This window comes from Pseudalkalibacillus sp. A8, assembly GCF_045920555.1.
GTDB lineage: Bacteria > Bacillota > Bacilli > Bacillales > Fictibacillaceae > Pseudalkalibacillus.
Window position 1 is genome coordinate 389,778 of the sequence record NZ_CP174509.1, and the last position, 14,944, is coordinate 404,721.

Genomic DNA, 14,944 nt, shown 5'->3' on the forward strand with positions numbered 1-14,944 from the left:
TTAATCTCTTGGAGAGGAGAGACCTATATGAAAAGATGGATGGCGCATATCTTATTGATCTTGATATTGTTTTTAACCGGTTGCAGTCCTCAATCTTCTGCAGATAAAAAACAGGAAGAATCGAAGGATGAATATACTGTATTGGCTGAAGAACAGAACAAGGAACGGGAGCTTGAAAAGATAGAGCTAGGGCAATATGCAGAGGAGGTCGGGGCAACACTGTCCTCCCCGAAATATCGATCCTTTCATGTCAATTCCGCTTTTACAGTAGAAGGTGAAGTGGAAGATACGAGCAAGTTCATGTCTCCATATGTAATGATCAAGGTACAAAGTGAAAAAGAAGGGCCAGATGGTGAGAATGAATTCCAATACTTCACACCGATAAAAGATGGGAAGTTCAAGCAAGCGGTCCAGCTTTTCAATGGAAAAGGAACATATGAAGTAATGGTCAGCTTACCTGATGATCAAAAGGAGGATTATTTCAGAGGTCTTGCCGAATTTGAAGTGACGAATGTCAATCCGGTAGTAAAAAGAGATGTATTGATACGAAGGCCAGCACTAGAACACGGATTGAAACTTGATGACATCCCAAGCGGTTTTTTTGATAAAGATGAATTCTTTGCATTGAACGGTACCGTCTCAAATATTGAAATGATCATGGTAACAGTGGATAAAGATGATGAATCCTCGAATGTCATGGTCCCCGTAGAAGATGGCAAGTTCACCAAAAAGATTCCACTCTTCTATGGGAAAGGGATACATAAAGTGACGATCATGACCCCTGATGCGGAGCGCGAAAACTATTATAATGAAGCAGCTGTCGTACTCGTTGACAATCATTCCGAGAAGACCTACACGCCGATCCAATATTCAAAAGTGTACAGGGACCGGGGATACTCACTCGAACATCCAATCGTCGGCGGTGAAGAGGCAGGTGATTCCTATCGGATCCAAGGGGAAATCGACCCTGGAGCGTCGTATGCTGATCAGACAGAAGTCGTCTTCGTCAGTGCCAATAAAGGTGAAGACGAGGCCATGTACAGCATTCCTGTTGAGGATTATAAGTTTGATGGCGAAGTTTTTCTCCGCTTCGGCCCTGGAGAATACGAATTGACTGTCTATGCTCCGGATTTTGAAGGGTCAAACGGGAATTATAGAAAGTACAACGGTCTGGCGAACTTCATGTTGAAGGGAACTGCGGAAGACAAAAGAAACCTGCTTCCATCCCAAGGAATCCAATCAGACCATCCTGAGATAAAATCCCTTGCCAAGGAACTGACAGAAGGAAAGGCCGGTGAAAGGGAGCAAGCAAAAGCGATCTACGATTATGTAGCAAAGAACATTACGTATGATGTTGTCAAATTGAACAATGAATCATTTGAATTTGATGACAGTGCCTTGAAGACGTTAAAGGAAAAGACGGGTGTTTGTGAAGATTACTCCTACCTTACGATTTCCTTGCTTCGTGCAAATGGAATGGAAGCCCGTATGGTGACAGGAAGAGCGAGCTTTTCATTTGCGCGGCATGCATGGGTCGAAACGAAAGTGGATGGTGAGTGGCTGGTCATGGATCCTACCTGGGGAGCGGGCTACTTGCAGGATGATAAATTCGTCAAAAAATATACGGATAAATATTTTGACCAGGATCCAGAAGAATTTGATAAAGACCACACAAGGGAAGATATCCAGTACTAAATAAGAAAAGCACCCTATATCTGAATTGGAGTTCCGGTAATGAGAGATAAACAATAGAGAATCCTGCAAATAATCTGTTATGTGGTGGGATAATCGGTATTTGCTTCGGTATGTTTACAACTACTGAATCTGTCTGGTATTTAAGCGGTGATTTTTAATCCATAATAAAAAGTTGGGGCTGTGTCTGACTCATACCGTTCCTAACAACATTTTGAGAAAAAGCCTGGTTTTGATACAAGATGTTTGTGCTGATGGTGTCTGATTCTTTTTAAGCCCCTACTTTTCTGGTTTGAATGGTGTCAGCCATCCAGCAATCATGGAGGCAAATGGGACACCGAGGATGATGGCGAGACAAATATGTATGATATCGGCCATAGAACTATATGGAACAAAGACCTTGAATACGAACTTAATCAACTGTAAGAACCCGTAAAAGGACAATAGGAAAATTAAAAAATAGAAGATTCGATACATGATTGCCTCCATTCCTTTACAGCACTTTTTTACTTTATAATCAATTCACTAACTAGTCGTAAAACCCTTTTGAAACTTTTTTGGATTTATGGTTGACCATCGATATTTTAGATGTTATATTAGTTAAGTCGCTTCGGGACAGAGGCGAACAAAGCCCTTTTGACAGGGAAACAAGCTCTTTGAAAACTGAACAAAAGCCAAGCGTGAAACGGGTCTTTATTATAAGAACCCTGAATCAATTTCGATTTAAAATTAATGAGCAATTAAACACTTTATTGGAGAGTTTGATCCTGGCTCAGGACGAACGCTGGCGGCGTGCCTAATACATGCAAGTCGAGCGGACCAACGAGGAGCTTGCTCCTCAGAGGTCAGCGGCGGACGGGTGAGTAACACGTGGGCAACCTGCCTGTAAGACTGGGATAACTCCGGGAAACCGGGGCTAATACCGGATAACATTCTCCTCTGCATAGAGGAGGATTAAAAGATGGCTTCGGCTATCACTTACAGATGGGCCCGCGGCGCATTAGCTAGTTGGTGAGGTAAGGGCTCACCAAGGCGACGATGCGTAGCCGACCTGAGAGGGTGATCGGCCACACTGGGACTGAGACACGGCCCAGACTCCTACGGGAGGCAGCAGTAGGGAATCTTCGGCAATGGACGAAAGTCTGACCGAGCAACGCCGCGTGAGTGAGGAAGGCCTTCGGGTCGTAAAGCTCTGTTGTTAGGGAAGAACAAGTACCGTTCGAACAGGGCGGTACCTTGACGGTACCTAACCAGAAAGCCACGGCTAACTACGTGCCAGCAGCCGCGGTAATACGTAGGTGGCAAGCGTTGTCCGGAATTATTGGGCGTAAAGCGCGCGCAGGCGGTCTCTTAAGTCTGATGTGAAAGCCCACGGCTCAACCGTGGAGGGTCATTGGAAACTGGGGGACTTGAGTACTGGAGAGGAGAGTGGAATTCCATGTGTAGCGGTGAAATGCGTAGATATATGGAGGAACACCAGTGGCGAAGGCGGCTCTCTGGCCAGTAACTGACGCTGAGGCGCGAAAGCGTGGGGAGCAAACAGGATTAGATACCCTGGTAGTCCACGCCGTAAACGATGAGTGCTAGGTGTTGGGGGGTTCCACCCTCAGTGCTGACGTTAACACATTAAGCACTCCGCCTGGGGAGTACGACCGCAAGGTTGAAACTCAAAGGAATTGACGGGGGCCCGCACAAGCAGTGGAGCATGTGGTTTAATTCGAAGCAACGCGAAGAACCTTACCAGGTCTTGACATCCTTCGCTACTTCCAGAGATGGAAGGTTCCCCTTCGGGGGACGAAGTGACAGGTGGTGCATGGTTGTCGTCAGCTCGTGTCGTGAGATGTTGGGTTAAGTCCCGCAACGAGCGCAACCCTTGATCTTAGTTGCCAGCATTCAGTTGGGCACTCTAAGGTGACTGCCGGTGACAAACCGGAGGAAGGTGGGGACGACGTCAAATCATCATGCCCCTTATGACCTGGGCTACACACGTGCTACAATGGATGGTACAAAGGGCAGCAAAACCGCGAGGTTGAGCGAATCCCATAAAGCCATTCTCAGTTCGGATTGCAGGCTGCAACTCGCCTGCATGAAGCCGGAATTGCTAGTAATCGCGGATCAGCATGCCGCGGTGAATACGTTCCCGGGCCTTGTACACACCGCCCGTCACACCACGAGAGTTTGTAACACCCGAAGTCGGTGAGGTAACCTTTTGGAACCAGCCGCCGAAGGTGGGACAGATGATTGGGGTGAAGTCGTAACAAGGTAGCCGTATCGGAAGGTGCGGCTGGATCACCTCCTTTCTAAGGAGTCCTTTATGGACATGGAACACGCTTTGGCTTTTGTTTAGTTTTGAAAGAGTTCTTTTTCATTATCCCGGACATTTCATAACCGGGTTTGAAAGAGCTTTTTTTATTTATAGAAGTTTTGGGCCTATAGCTCAGCTGGTTAGAGCGCACGCCTGATAAGCGTGAGGTCGGTGGTTCGAGTCCACTTAGGCCCACCATTATATAGAAGGAAATATTCGGGGCCTTAGCTCAGCTGGGAGAGCGCCTGCCTTGCACGCAGGAGGTCAGCGGTTCGATCCCGCTAGGCTCCACCATTATCCTGTTGACAATATGTCGGTAGGTTTATCATCCTGTATCATATCACTTCTTTCATAGAGTGATAGACTGTTCCTTGAAAACTAGATAATGAAATTCTTGAAAACAAGACATCGAATTGTAATGCGTCAATTTTATTGGCATCTATGACCGTTAGATTTCGAGAAGTTCGAGGAAGTAACGTCCCGAGGAAACGGAGTTTAGTTCGCTAAATGAGTACCGGAGGATCGAAAAACAATGAAATTCGACGCTAATCGAAAAATGACATTGGTTAAGTTATGAAGGGCGCACGGTGGATGCCTTGGCACTAGGAGCCGAAGAAGGACGGGACGAACACCGATATGCCTCGGGGAGCTGTAAGTAAGCTTTGATCCGGGGATTTCCGAATGGGGGAACCCACTGCCCGTAATGGGGTAGGATCCATACCTGAATTCATAGGGTATGAGAAGGCAGACCTGGGGAACTGAAACATCTTAGTACCCAGAGGAAGAGAAAGCAATCGCGATTTCCTGAGTAGCGGCGAGCGAAACGGAAACAGCCCAAACCAAGAGGCTTGCCTCTTGGGGTTGTAGGACACTCTATACGGAGTAAGAAAGGAACGGCGTAGGCGAAGCGGTCTGGAAAGGCCCGCCAGAGGAGGTAACAGCCCTGTAGCCAAAACGTCGTTCCCTCCAGAGTGGATCCTGAGTACGGCGGGACACGTGAAACCCCGTCGGAAGCTGGGAGGACCATCTCCCAAGGCTAAATACTCCCTAGTGACCGATAGTGAACCAGTACCGTGAGGGAAAGGTGAAAAGCACCCCGGAAGGGGAGTGAAAGAGATCCTGAAACCGTGTGCCTACAAGTAGTCGGAGCCCATTAACGGGTGACGGCGTGCCTTTTGTAGAATGAACCGGCGAGTTACGATAACGTGCAAGGTTAAGTCGCAGAGACGGAGCCGCAGCGAAAGCGAGTCTGAACAGGGCGCATGAGTACGTTGTCGTAGACCCGAAACCGAGTGATCTACCCATGTCCAGGGTGAAGTTCAGGTAACACTGAATGGAGGCCCGAACCCACGCACGTTGAAAAGTGCGGGGATGAGGTGTGGGTAGGGGTGAAATGCCAATCGAACTCGGAGATAGCTGGTTCTCCCCGAAATAGCTTTAGGGCTAGCCTCGTGGTGAGAGTTCTGGAGGTAGAGCACTGATTGGACTAGGGGTCCCCACAGGATTACCGAATTCAGTCAAACTCCGAATGCCAGGAACTTGTCCACGGGAGTCAGACTGCGAGTGATAAGATCCGTAGTCGAGAGGGAAACAGCCCAGACCATCAGCTAAGGTCCCCAAGTATACGTTAAGTGGAAAAGGATGTGGAGTTGCCCAGACAACCAGGATGTTGGCTTAGAAGCAGCCACCATTTAAAGAGTGCGTAATAGCTCACTGGTCGAGTGACTCTGCGCCGAAAATGTACCGGGGCTAAACGTATCACCGAAGCTATGGATTGTACCTAACGGTACAGTGGTAGGGGAGCGTTCGAAGGGCTGAGAAGCGAGACCGGAAGGACTCGTGGAGCGCTTTGAAGTGAGAATGCCGGTATGAGTAGCGAAAAGAGAAGTGAGAATCTTCTCCATCGAAAGCCCAAGGTTTCCTGAGGAAGGCTCGTCCGCTCAGGGTTAGTCGGGACCTAAGCCGAGGCCGAAAGGCGTAGGCGATGGCCAACAGGTTGATATTCCTGTACCACCTCCTTTCCGTTTGAGCAACGGGGGGACGCAGGAAGGTAGGGAGAGCGCGCTGATGGATATGCGCGTCCAAGCAGTCAGGCCGGTGGATAGGCAAATCCGTCCACCATACGGCGGAGCTGTGATGGCGAGGGAACTAGAGTACCGAAGTCCCTGATCCTACACTGCCAAGAAAAGCCTCTAGCGAGGAAAGAGGTGCCCGTACCGTAAACCGACACAGGTAGGCGAGGAGAGAATCCTAAGATGCTCGGGAGAACTCTCGTTAAGGAACTCGGCAAAATGACCCCGTAACTTCGGGAGAAGGGGTGCTCTGATAGGGTGCAAGCCCGAGAGAGCCGCAGTGAAAAGATCCAAGCGACTGTTTAGCAAAAACACAGGTCTCTGCGAAGCCGTAAGGCGAAGTATAGGGGCTGACACCTGCCCGGTGCTGGAAGGTTAAGAGGAGGGGTTATCCATTAGGAGAAGCTCTGAATCGAAGCCCCAGTAAACGGCGGCCGTAACTATAACGGTCCTAAGGTAGCGAAATTCCTTGTCGGGTAAGTTCCGACCCGCACGAAAGGTGCAACGACTTGGATACTGTCTCAACGAGAGACCCGGTGAAATTATAGTACCTGTGAAGATGCAGGTTACCCGCGACAGGACGGAAAGACCCCATGGAGCTTTACTGTAGCCTGATATTGGATTTTGGTATCGTTTGTACAGGATAGGTAGGAGCCAGAGAAGCCGGACCGCCAGGTTCGGTGGAGGCGTCGGTGGGATACTACCCTGACGGTATTGAAATTCTAACCCAGGACCGTGATCCGGTCCGGAGACAGTGTCAGGTGGGCAGTTTGACTGGGGCGGTCGCCTCCTAAAGTGTAACGGAGGCGCCCAAAGGTTCCCTCAGAATGGTTGGAAATCATTCGCAGAGTGTAAAGGCACAAGGGAGCTTGACTGCGAGACCTACAAGTCGAGCAGGGACGAAAGTCGGGCTTAGTGATCCGGTGGTTCCGCATGGAAGGGCCATCGCTCAACGGATAAAAGCTACCCTGGGGATAACAGGCTTATCTCCCCCAAGAGTCCACATCGACGGGGAGGTTTGGCACCTCGATGTCGGCTCATCGCATCCTGGGGCTGAAGTAGGTCCCAAGGGTTGGGCTGTTCGCCCATTAAAGCGGTACGCGAGCTGGGTTCAGAACGTCGTGAGACAGTTCGGTCCCTATCCGTCGCGGGCGCAGGAAATTTGAGAGGAGCTGTCCTTAGTACGAGAGGACCGGGATGGACACACCGCTGGTGTACCAGTTGTTCCGCCAGGAGCATAGCTGGGTAGCTACGTGTGGACGGGATAAGTGCTGAAAGCATCTAAGCATGAAGCCCCCCTCAAGATGAGATTTCCCATCGCGTCAAGCGAGTAAGATCCCTCAGAGATGATGAGGTTGATAGGTCTGGTGTGGAAGCGTGGTGACACGTGGAGCTGACAGATACTAATCGATCGAGGACTTAACCACTTTATTTAACATCGACGATGTTTTCAAGAACCGTTATCTAGTTTTGAGGGAACAGTATCCCTTGAATTTCATACAGTCTGGTGACGATGGCGAAGAGGTCACACCCGTTCCCATGCCGAACACGGAAGTTAAGCTCTTCAGCGCCAATGGTAATTGGGGGCTTCCCCCTGTGAGAGTAGGACGTCGCCGGGCTGTAAAAAGGTGAAACGTACAATTATCTGTCGTTTCATCTTTTTTTTGTTTCATTACTATTCCATTCATCAATTTAAACTTATTTTGAGCTGTTCATGAAACGAAAGCAGACTCAATATCAAAAAGTATTATTTGCTAACCCTTAAACAGTCATCAATCTTCAACAAATCGGGGTCTATAGTGAAATACTATGTACATAAATTTTTTTGCTTATTAAGACCCAGCCATTAATTTAAGTTGGGCCGTAATAAATAAGTCTATCTAGTCTCGAATTAAGAGAAGTTCTTTAATTTGTTTGATCTGCGTGTTTAACTAACACATGTGCCATATGTTGTCGTTCTTCTTCGTTGGCTACATTCCATAATTCATTCAGTACTTTTTCTTCCCTATTACGAGGTTCTTCGTGTTTCGCTAAGTAATCAGCAACACGTTTCGCTCCTTTTGTTAACCCTTATTCTCCAAGACCAAGCTTTTCGCCTCTGTTAACTTGATCTCCTAGATAATTTTTAAACGAATCAAAATTTTGCAGTATGTCATCTTTCTTATCTTCGCTCATTTGAGCTGCTGCTTGTTTTGGATCTTTATCAACCATATGATAAGCATTCCTTTATTTGGTATTGGTTACCCCTTCCTCAAAAGAAATCTATATAAACCTACTGATTAAAGGATTTTGAATTTATAAAGTTTCCTGTGAATGACCCCTCCTTAACACCCTTTCGGGATGTTTGAAGAAGGGGCTTCCTGTTTCGCAGACCGTTGCGTAGAGGGGTTTCCCACTACGTCTTACATAATCTCCACAGGCGTAGATTATACTGTTCGGACACAACCTTGCCCTACAGTTCGTATGATTCAGTTTGTTACAAGTAATTCTTCTAATGCTTTTTGTAGGATGTTTCGTGCTGCGTTTTGGTCTCTATCCAACACTGTTCCGCATTTTGTACAAATATGAGTTCGAATAGAAAGTGACTTCTTTACACGATTCCCACAATAGGAACAGTCTTGAGAAGTGTATTTTGGTTCTACTTTTTTCAGTAGTCCTCCATGCTTTTCGCATTTATACAAAAGCATGTTTCGGAACATTCCCCAACCTGCATCCGAAATGGATTTCGATAACTTTCTATTTCTGATCATGCCGCAGATATTTAGATTTTCTACAGCGACAACAGAATAATCTTTTGACAGGTTGTAACTTAGCTTGTGAAGAAAATCTCTGCGCTGGTTTGCGACTTTCTCGTGTAAAGAACGAACCTTTTGTACTTGTTTGATGTAGTTGAGAGAGCCTTTTTTCTTCTTAGAAAGAGTACGCTGTGCCTTCTTTAGTTGTTTCTCTTTCTTACGAAGAAATCTTGGGTTTTTAATCTCTAACCCATTAGAAAGGACCGCATACTTATTAAGTCCAACGTCAATTCCTATTGCACGATTCGTATCAATAGAAGGTGGTAATGCTTGTCTTTCGACACAAAAAATCGCATACCATTTCTTTCCTTGACGTTTGATAATAAGTTGTTTAATTGTTCCTCCTAATGGTCTATGAAGCAAGATATCTATTTCACCTAGCTTTTTATTGTATATCTTACCATTATCAGAAAAGGACATAGCATAACGATGTATTCCATTTGGTTTGAAACCGAATTGAGGGAAAGTCATACTATTATAATCTTTATACTTTTTCTGTTTTGGATATTTTGCATCTTTACGAAAGAAGCTTTCAAACGCTTTTTGTAGACGCACAAAGACTTCCTGTAAAGGCTGGGAAGGTACTTCTTTTAGAAAAGGATATTTCTTTTTATCTAGTGTTTGTTGGTTTTGCATATCATAACGACTGTAATTTTCTTTGTTTTGTTTATATTTCCGGTCTTTATCTAAAAGAGCAGAATTGTAGGTTTGACGACAATATTGTAACCAACGTTCTAGTATTTCTTTTTGTTCTTCTGTTGGATAGATTTCATATTTTTGATTTAGCAACATTGTCACCACCTCCAATGGTTTATGTGGATAATTATACCAAGAAGAGATGATGGGAACAAGTGTTTTGGTTTTGAACCAACCGAAATTCATCCCCTCCCTATCCTTGGGCTACGCCCTTCACAGGCTTGAGGAAGGGGAATTCTTTCGGAATTTGTTAAAACAGGTAGATGGAGTGCAGAACTTATAACATTGATGGGACAAAAAGAGCCGGGATACTAAAATCCCTTTTTAGTATACAACCATGAAAAACTCCCAAAAAATTCTAAGAGCTTTTAGGAACAGTTTAATCACTTTTCTCTTTTTTTCTATAATAATTTCATGCTATCCTTAGATTACAAAAATTGAAAGTTATACATGGAGGTTTGACCGTGTTTGAAAATGGTTTGATACTCATTGCTATCATTTTGATCATCAATATCGTTTACGTGACGTTCTTTACGCTCCGTATGATTTTAACGCTTAAAAATCAACGCTACTTAGCTGCGACGGTAAGTGTTTTTGAAGTTCTCATTTATGTGATCGGGCTTGGCATTGTCCTTGAAAACCTGAATGAAATCCAGAACCTGATTGCGTATGCGGTCGGGTATGGAATCGGCGTCATTGTCGGTATGAAAATTGAAGAAAAATTAGCGTTGGGGTATATTACCGTTAACGTGATCACGAAGGACTTCGATTCTAACATTCCGAATGCCCTTCGAGATAAAGGATACGGGGTTACGAATTGGTTAGCCGACGGTCGAGAGGGTCCTCGTTTGATGATGGAAATCCTGACCTCACGGAAATCAGAACATAATCTGTATAACAGTGTGAAAGCCCTTGATCCGAAAGCGTTCATTATTTCGCATGAACCCAAAGCTTTTTATGGAGGGTTCTGGGTCAAGTCTATTCGGAGGTAAGTGCATATGGACAAAAATAAGCCGAAAAAGAAGAAGTTCGAAGTATTGGAAAACGAGACCATTTCTAGCTGTCTAGATCGGATGAAGGAAGAAGGATACATGCCTGTCCGCCGGATGGAGGAACCTGTCTTCCAGGAAAATACTCGAAATGGTAAAAAAGAAGTAGAAATTTTACGTCAAAAAGTGATTTTTGAAGGGAAACTACAGTAAAACACGAACATTAAAATTAAATATGAAACTATCGTTCGATTTTTCGTTGACATAGCTGTTTTTCCATTGTTACAATATAACTGAAATTAGAACTCTCATATAATCTTGGGGATATGGCCCATAAGTTTCTACCCAGAACCGTAAATTCTGGACTATGAGGGAAAGCGATAGGTATGCTCAGCATGAATGGCAGACGACCGAGCGATGCCCAGGATTTTTTATGCTTTCTCTCATCATTAAAGAGAAACTTTCAGAATCCTGGGCATTTTTACGTTACAGGGAAGAATTTTGAACAATAAATAAATGAAGGGTTTGGTGAATAGATGGATCCAATAATCGGCGTTATCATGGGAAGCACATCCGATTGGGAAACGATGAAACATACGTGTGACATATTAGATGAACTGGAAATCCCTTATGAAAAGCAAGTAGTCTCAGCACACCGGACACCAGACCTTATGTTGCAATATGCAGAACAAGCAAGGCAAAGAGGACTAAAAGTCATCGTAGCAGGAGCTGGCGGAGCGGCGCACCTACCAGGTATGGTAGCTGCGAAAACGACACTTCCGGTCATCGGAGTGCCAGTTCAGTCGAAAGCACTCAATGGGTTGGATTCCCTTTTATCGATTGTACAAATGCCAGGTGGCGTACCGGTTGCGACAGTAGCGATCGGGAAAGCAGGCGCAACTAATGCTGGACTATTAGCGGCACAGATCATCGGGACGAATGACGAAGATGTTGCCTCACGATTGGAATGGCGTCAGGAAAAGATCCGTGAAAAAGTACTTGAAAGCAGTGGTGATTTAAAGTGAGTAAACCAATTGTTCCACCGAAAACGATCGGGATCCTTGGAGGCGGGCAGCTTGGACGTATGATGGGGATCGCTGCGAAAGAAATGGGCTTCAAGGTTGCGACTGTCGATCCGACAAAAGGTTCACCTTGCGGCTTGATCGCCGACATTGAAATCGTTGGCGACTATGCAAGTGAAGAGGCGCGTAACAAGCTTGCTGAAGTGAGTGATGTCATCACCTACGAGTTCGAAAATGTCGATCTTGACACAGCGAGATGGCTGGAGGAGCATCATCATCTTCCACAAGGGAGCAATTTATTGAAAGTGACACAGAACCGAGCAGAGGAAAAAGCGACACTCGAAGAAATCGGCGTCCAAGTAGCGCCCTATGAACTGGTATCGCAGGAATCTGAACTGGAAGGTGCACTTGAGAATGTCGATTACCCGGCCATTTTAAAAACGACACGCGGAGGATATGACGGCAAGGGGCAAGTCGTCCTCGACTCGCCAGATGACCTGAAAGCAGCAATGGAACTCGTAGCTGGTGATGTCCCTTGTGTTTTAGAAAAAAAGATCGATTTCATAAAAGAAATCTCTGTTATCGTCGCACGGAATACATCTGGTGACACAGTGACATTCCCTGTGGCTGAAAACATTCATAAAGAAAACATTTTATACCAATCCATCGTACCTGCCCGGATTTCTGAAACGAGCATAGTAGAAGCAGAATCATTAGCAAGAAAGATTGCGGACGGCCTGGACCTTGTCGGAACACTTGCTGTAGAGATGTTCTTGACAGAGGAACATGGCATCTACATCAACGAGCTTGCACCAAGACCTCATAACTCAGGACACTACACGATCGAAGGCTGCATGGTTTCACAGTTCCAGCAGCATATCCGTGCGATTTGCGGGTGGAAGCTTGCTAAGCCGAATTTGTTGAAACCGAGTGTCATGGTGAACCTGCTGGGTGAAGATGCTGCCGAAATCTTGAACATTGCACCGCTCTTTGACGATGTGCATCTCCATCTTTACGAGAAAAAAGAGATCAAGGAAAAGCGTAAGATGGGGCATTTTACAATCATTGATGAAACATTGAATGAAGCTATTGATAAAGCACAAACGATAATGGAAAACTTACAAAAACAACAAAAACATAAGCTGGAGGAAGTCAAATGATTGAACGTTATACAAGACCGGAAATGGGATCGATTTGGACAGAGGAGAACAAGTTCAAAGCCTGGCTGGAGGTAGAGATCCTTGCATGTGAAGCTTGGGCTGAACTAGGAGATATTCCGAAAGAGGATGTCTTTAAGCTTCGTGAAAATGCCTCTTTTGACGTAAATCGAATCCACGAAATTGAAGAGCAGACTCGCCATGATGTCGTCGCTTTTACAAGGGCCGTTTCTGAAACGCTTGGTGAAGAGCGGAAATGGGTTCATTACGGACTGACTTCGACAGACGTCGTCGACACTGCGATTTCTTACCTGATCAAACAGGCGAACGAAATCCTGTTGAACGACGTGGACAATTTCATTCAGATTTTAAAAGAGAAGGCACAAGAGCATAAATACACCGTGATGATGGGAAGAACGCACGGTGTCCATGCGGAACCGACGACTTTCGGATTGAAGCTTGCCCTCTGGTATGAGGAGATGAAGCGCAACAAGGAGCGTTTAGAACAGGCGATCGAAGGGATCCGTTTCGGTAAGCTGTCCGGTGCTGTGGGAACGTATGCGAACATTCCTCCTTTCGTTGAAGAATACGTCTGTGAAAAGCTTGGCTTGAACCGGGCGCCGGTTTCGACCCAAACGTTACAGCGTGACCGTCATGCCCATTACATTTCGACCTTGGCGTTGGTTGCGACTTCCATTGAAAAATTCGCAACAGAGATTCGCGGATTGCAAAAGAGTGAAACACGCGAAGTCGAAGAATTTTTTGCAAAAGGCCAAAAAGGTTCATCTGCAATGCCGCATAAACGGAACCCAGTCGGATCAGAGAACATGACAGGTCTTGCACGTGTGATCCGAGGTCATATGGTCACGGCGATGGAGAACGTTTCGCTCTGGCATGAGCGCGATATTTCGCATTCTTCAGCTGAGCGGGTGATCATCCCTGACAGTACGATCCTGTTGAACTATATGTTGAACCGATTCTCTAACATTGTGAAAAACTTGACTGTGTTCCCTGAAAACATGAAGCGTAACATGACGAGAACATACGGTTTGATCTATTCACAACGAGTATTGCTGTCCCTGATCGATAAAGGAATGAGCCGTGAAGAAGCATACGACCTCGTGCAACCGAAGGCGATGGAAGCATGGGAGAAGGGCATCCAGTTCCGCGGGCTGATCGAAGCAGAGCCGCGTGTAACGGAAATGCTTTCAGGAGCCGATATCGAAGACTGCTTCGACTACAATTACCACTTGCGAGAAGTGGACAATATCTTCAAACGTGTCGGACTCGACTAAAAAAGGACAACTTAATGTTGAAATGTTGAGAAAAACCGCAGTTTTGTAAAGAAAAAATGTGGAGTATGTTTGTCAAGATAATACGAAAAAATGTCAAGAAACATGGTGACCCGCCAGGACCTAAGAGGAGGAATCAGGATGGAAAAACAGGCATTGCTGTATGAGGGGAAAGCAAAGCGGATTTACCAAACGGATGATCCTGAACTCGTTTGGATCGAATATAAGGATGAAGCGACGGCATTCAATGGTGAGAAGAAGTCGAACATAGTCGGAAAAGGGAAGCTGAACAACGAGATTTCTTCACTTTTGTTTGCGAAACTCCGTGAAGCCGGAGTAGAGTCCCATTTTGTAAAAAAGCTTTCAGAGACTGAGCAACTCGTTAAAAATGTGCAGATCATTCCGCTTGAAGTCGTCGTCCGGAATATTGCGGCAGGGTCTCTTGCGAACAGACTTGGCATGGAAGAAGGCGAAATACTGCCAGAGACGATCGTCGAGTTCTACTACAAGAACGATGACTTGGGTGATCCCCTTCTGACACGGGATCATATCCGTATTCTCGGGCTAGTCGAAGAAAAAGAGCTTTCACTGCTTCGCCAAAAAGGTTTGGCGGTCAACGAAGTGCTCGTACCTTATTTTAAAAACCTCAACATCGATCTTGTCGATTTCAAGCTGGAGTTCGGAATCGGACCTGACGGGGAAGTATTGCTAGCTGATGAGATATCACCGGATACATGCCGGCTTTGGGACGCGGACACAAAGGAAAAGCTTGATAAAGACGTCTTCCGCCGTAATCTCGGCAGTTTGACCGAGACGTACGCGAAGCTTTTAGAGCGTTTGACTGTCGTACGCTGATCAATTTTAGGGTTCATGAAGCCCTTAACACAATAAAAAGCGATATTGAGGTACTCATGAAAGCGTCAT

9 protein-coding genes, 2 tRNA genes, 3 rRNA genes, 1 pseudogene and 1 riboswitch are annotated in these 14,944 nt (G+C 45.8%); of the genes and pseudogenes, 12 read left to right on the plus strand and 3 right to left on the minus strand.

Annotated elements, in window-relative coordinates; genetic code table 11:
• The first annotated feature begins 27 nt into the window (after window positions 1-27).
• A complete protein-coding gene (locus ACJROX_RS02120; protein WP_408009138.1) occupies window positions 28-1,695 on the plus strand; it encodes a transglutaminase domain-containing protein in 1,668 nt (555 codons plus the stop codon).
• A 276-nt stretch (window positions 1,696-1,971) separates the two neighbouring features.
• Here ACJROX_RS02120 and ACJROX_RS02125 read toward each other — a convergent pair whose 3' ends face one another.
• Window positions 1,972-2,169 carry a hypothetical protein gene (locus ACJROX_RS02125; protein WP_408009139.1) on the minus strand — a complete coding sequence of 66 codons (198 nt, stop codon included), beginning with the start codon at window positions 2,167-2,169 and terminating at the stop codon, window positions 1,972-1,974.
• Window positions 2,170-2,441: 272 nt separating this feature from the next.
• Between ACJROX_RS02125 and ACJROX_RS02130 the strand changes: the two genes are divergently transcribed.
• From ACJROX_RS02130 to rrf, 5 genes are all read left to right on the plus strand, one after another.
• Window positions 2,442-3,992, plus strand: a 16S ribosomal RNA gene (locus ACJROX_RS02130).
• A gap of 126 nt (window positions 3,993-4,118) precedes the next feature.
• Window positions 4,119-4,195 (plus strand) — tRNA-Ile (locus tag ACJROX_RS02135).
• 20 nt (window positions 4,196-4,215) lie between these two features.
• A tRNA-Ala gene (locus tag ACJROX_RS02140) sits at window positions 4,216-4,291 on the plus strand.
• 270 nt (window positions 4,292-4,561) lie between these two features.
• A 23S ribosomal RNA gene (locus ACJROX_RS02145) occupies window positions 4,562-7,496 on the plus strand.
• Between the two features lie 76 nt (window positions 7,497-7,572).
• Window positions 7,573-7,688, plus strand: a 5S ribosomal RNA gene (rrf, locus tag ACJROX_RS02150).
• Together the 16S, 23S and 5S rRNA genes with 2 tRNA genes alongside form the textbook arrangement of a ribosomal RNA operon.
• Before the next feature lie 286 nt (window positions 7,689-7,974).
• Here the strand turns inward: rrf and ACJROX_RS02155 are convergent.
• Both ACJROX_RS02155 and ACJROX_RS02160 read right to left on the minus strand, forming a co-directional pair.
• Window positions 7,975-8,280, minus strand: a pseudogene (locus ACJROX_RS02155) (DUF3243 domain-containing protein).
• A 257-nt stretch (window positions 8,281-8,537) separates the two neighbouring features.
• Window positions 8,538-9,656 (minus strand): RNA-guided endonuclease InsQ/TnpB family protein, encoded by a 1,119-nt coding sequence (locus ACJROX_RS02160; protein WP_408009140.1) that lies wholly within the window; start codon window positions 9,654-9,656, stop codon window positions 8,538-8,540.
• Window positions 9,657-10,024: 368 nt separating this feature from the next.
• Between ACJROX_RS02160 and ACJROX_RS02165 the strand changes: the two genes are divergently transcribed.
• From ACJROX_RS02165 to purC, 6 genes are all read left to right on the plus strand, one after another.
• Window positions 10,025-10,552 carry a DUF2179 domain-containing protein gene (locus ACJROX_RS02165; RefSeq protein ID WP_408009141.1) on the plus strand — a complete coding sequence of 176 codons (528 nt, stop codon included), beginning with the start codon at window positions 10,025-10,027 and terminating at the stop codon, window positions 10,550-10,552.
• Window positions 10,553-10,558: 6 nt separating this feature from the next.
• The gene (locus tag ACJROX_RS02170; RefSeq protein ID WP_408009143.1) at window positions 10,559-10,762 is read left to right on the plus strand and encodes an NETI motif-containing protein; all 204 of its coding nucleotides are present in this window, start codon (window positions 10,559-10,561) and stop codon (window positions 10,760-10,762) included.
• 75 nt (window positions 10,763-10,837) lie between these two features.
• Window positions 10,838-10,937: riboswitch (purine riboswitch) on the plus strand.
• Window positions 10,938-11,085: 148 nt separating this feature from the next.
• Window positions 11,086-11,574, plus strand: a complete 489-nt coding sequence (gene purE, locus ACJROX_RS02175; RefSeq protein WP_408009144.1) for a 5-(carboxyamino)imidazole ribonucleotide mutase — start codon at window positions 11,086-11,088, stop codon at window positions 11,572-11,574.
• On the plus strand, window positions 11,571-12,731 hold the full coding sequence (gene purK / locus ACJROX_RS02180) for a 5-(carboxyamino)imidazole ribonucleotide synthase (protein WP_408009145.1): 1,161 nt from the start codon (window positions 11,571-11,573) through the stop codon (window positions 12,729-12,731). Before purE ends, purK begins: the two co-directional genes overlap by 4 nt.
• Entirely contained in the window at window positions 12,728-14,023 is a 1,296-nt protein-coding gene (purB, locus tag ACJROX_RS02185) for an adenylosuccinate lyase (protein WP_408009146.1), read from the plus strand. The genes purK and purB overlap by 4 nt, the downstream gene beginning before the upstream one ends.
• Before the next feature lie 138 nt (window positions 14,024-14,161).
• Window positions 14,162-14,875: a phosphoribosylaminoimidazolesuccinocarboxamide synthase gene (gene purC, locus ACJROX_RS02190; protein WP_408009147.1), complete on the plus strand. Its 714-nt coding sequence runs from the start codon at window positions 14,162-14,164 to the stop codon at window positions 14,873-14,875.
• The last annotated feature ends 69 nt before the right edge of the window (window positions 14,876-14,944 follow it).

What these genes read in the sequence shown, in the direction of transcription:
- ACJROX_RS02120 (WP_408009138.1), top strand. Translation starts at nt 28, where the DNA reads ATGAAAAGATGGATGGCGCATATCTTATTGATCTTGATATTGTTTTTA.
- purE (WP_408009144.1), top strand. Translation starts at nt 11,086, where the DNA reads ATGGATCCAATAATCGGCGTTATCATGGGAAGCACATCCGATTGGGAA.
- ACJROX_RS02125 (WP_408009139.1), bottom strand. Translation starts at nt 2,169, where the DNA reads ATGTATCGAATCTTCTATTTTTTAATTTTCCTATTGTCCTTTTACGGG.
- purB (WP_408009146.1), top strand. Translation starts at nt 12,728, where the DNA reads ATGATTGAACGTTATACAAGACCGGAAATGGGATCGATTTGGACAGAG.
- ACJROX_RS02170 (WP_408009143.1), top strand. Translation starts at nt 10,559, where the DNA reads ATGGACAAAAATAAGCCGAAAAAGAAGAAGTTCGAAGTATTGGAAAAC.
- ACJROX_RS02160 (WP_408009140.1), bottom strand. Translation starts at nt 9,656, where the DNA reads ATGTTGCTAAATCAAAAATATGAAATCTATCCAACAGAAGAACAAAAA.
- purC (WP_408009147.1), top strand. Translation starts at nt 14,162, where the DNA reads ATGGAAAAACAGGCATTGCTGTATGAGGGGAAAGCAAAGCGGATTTAC.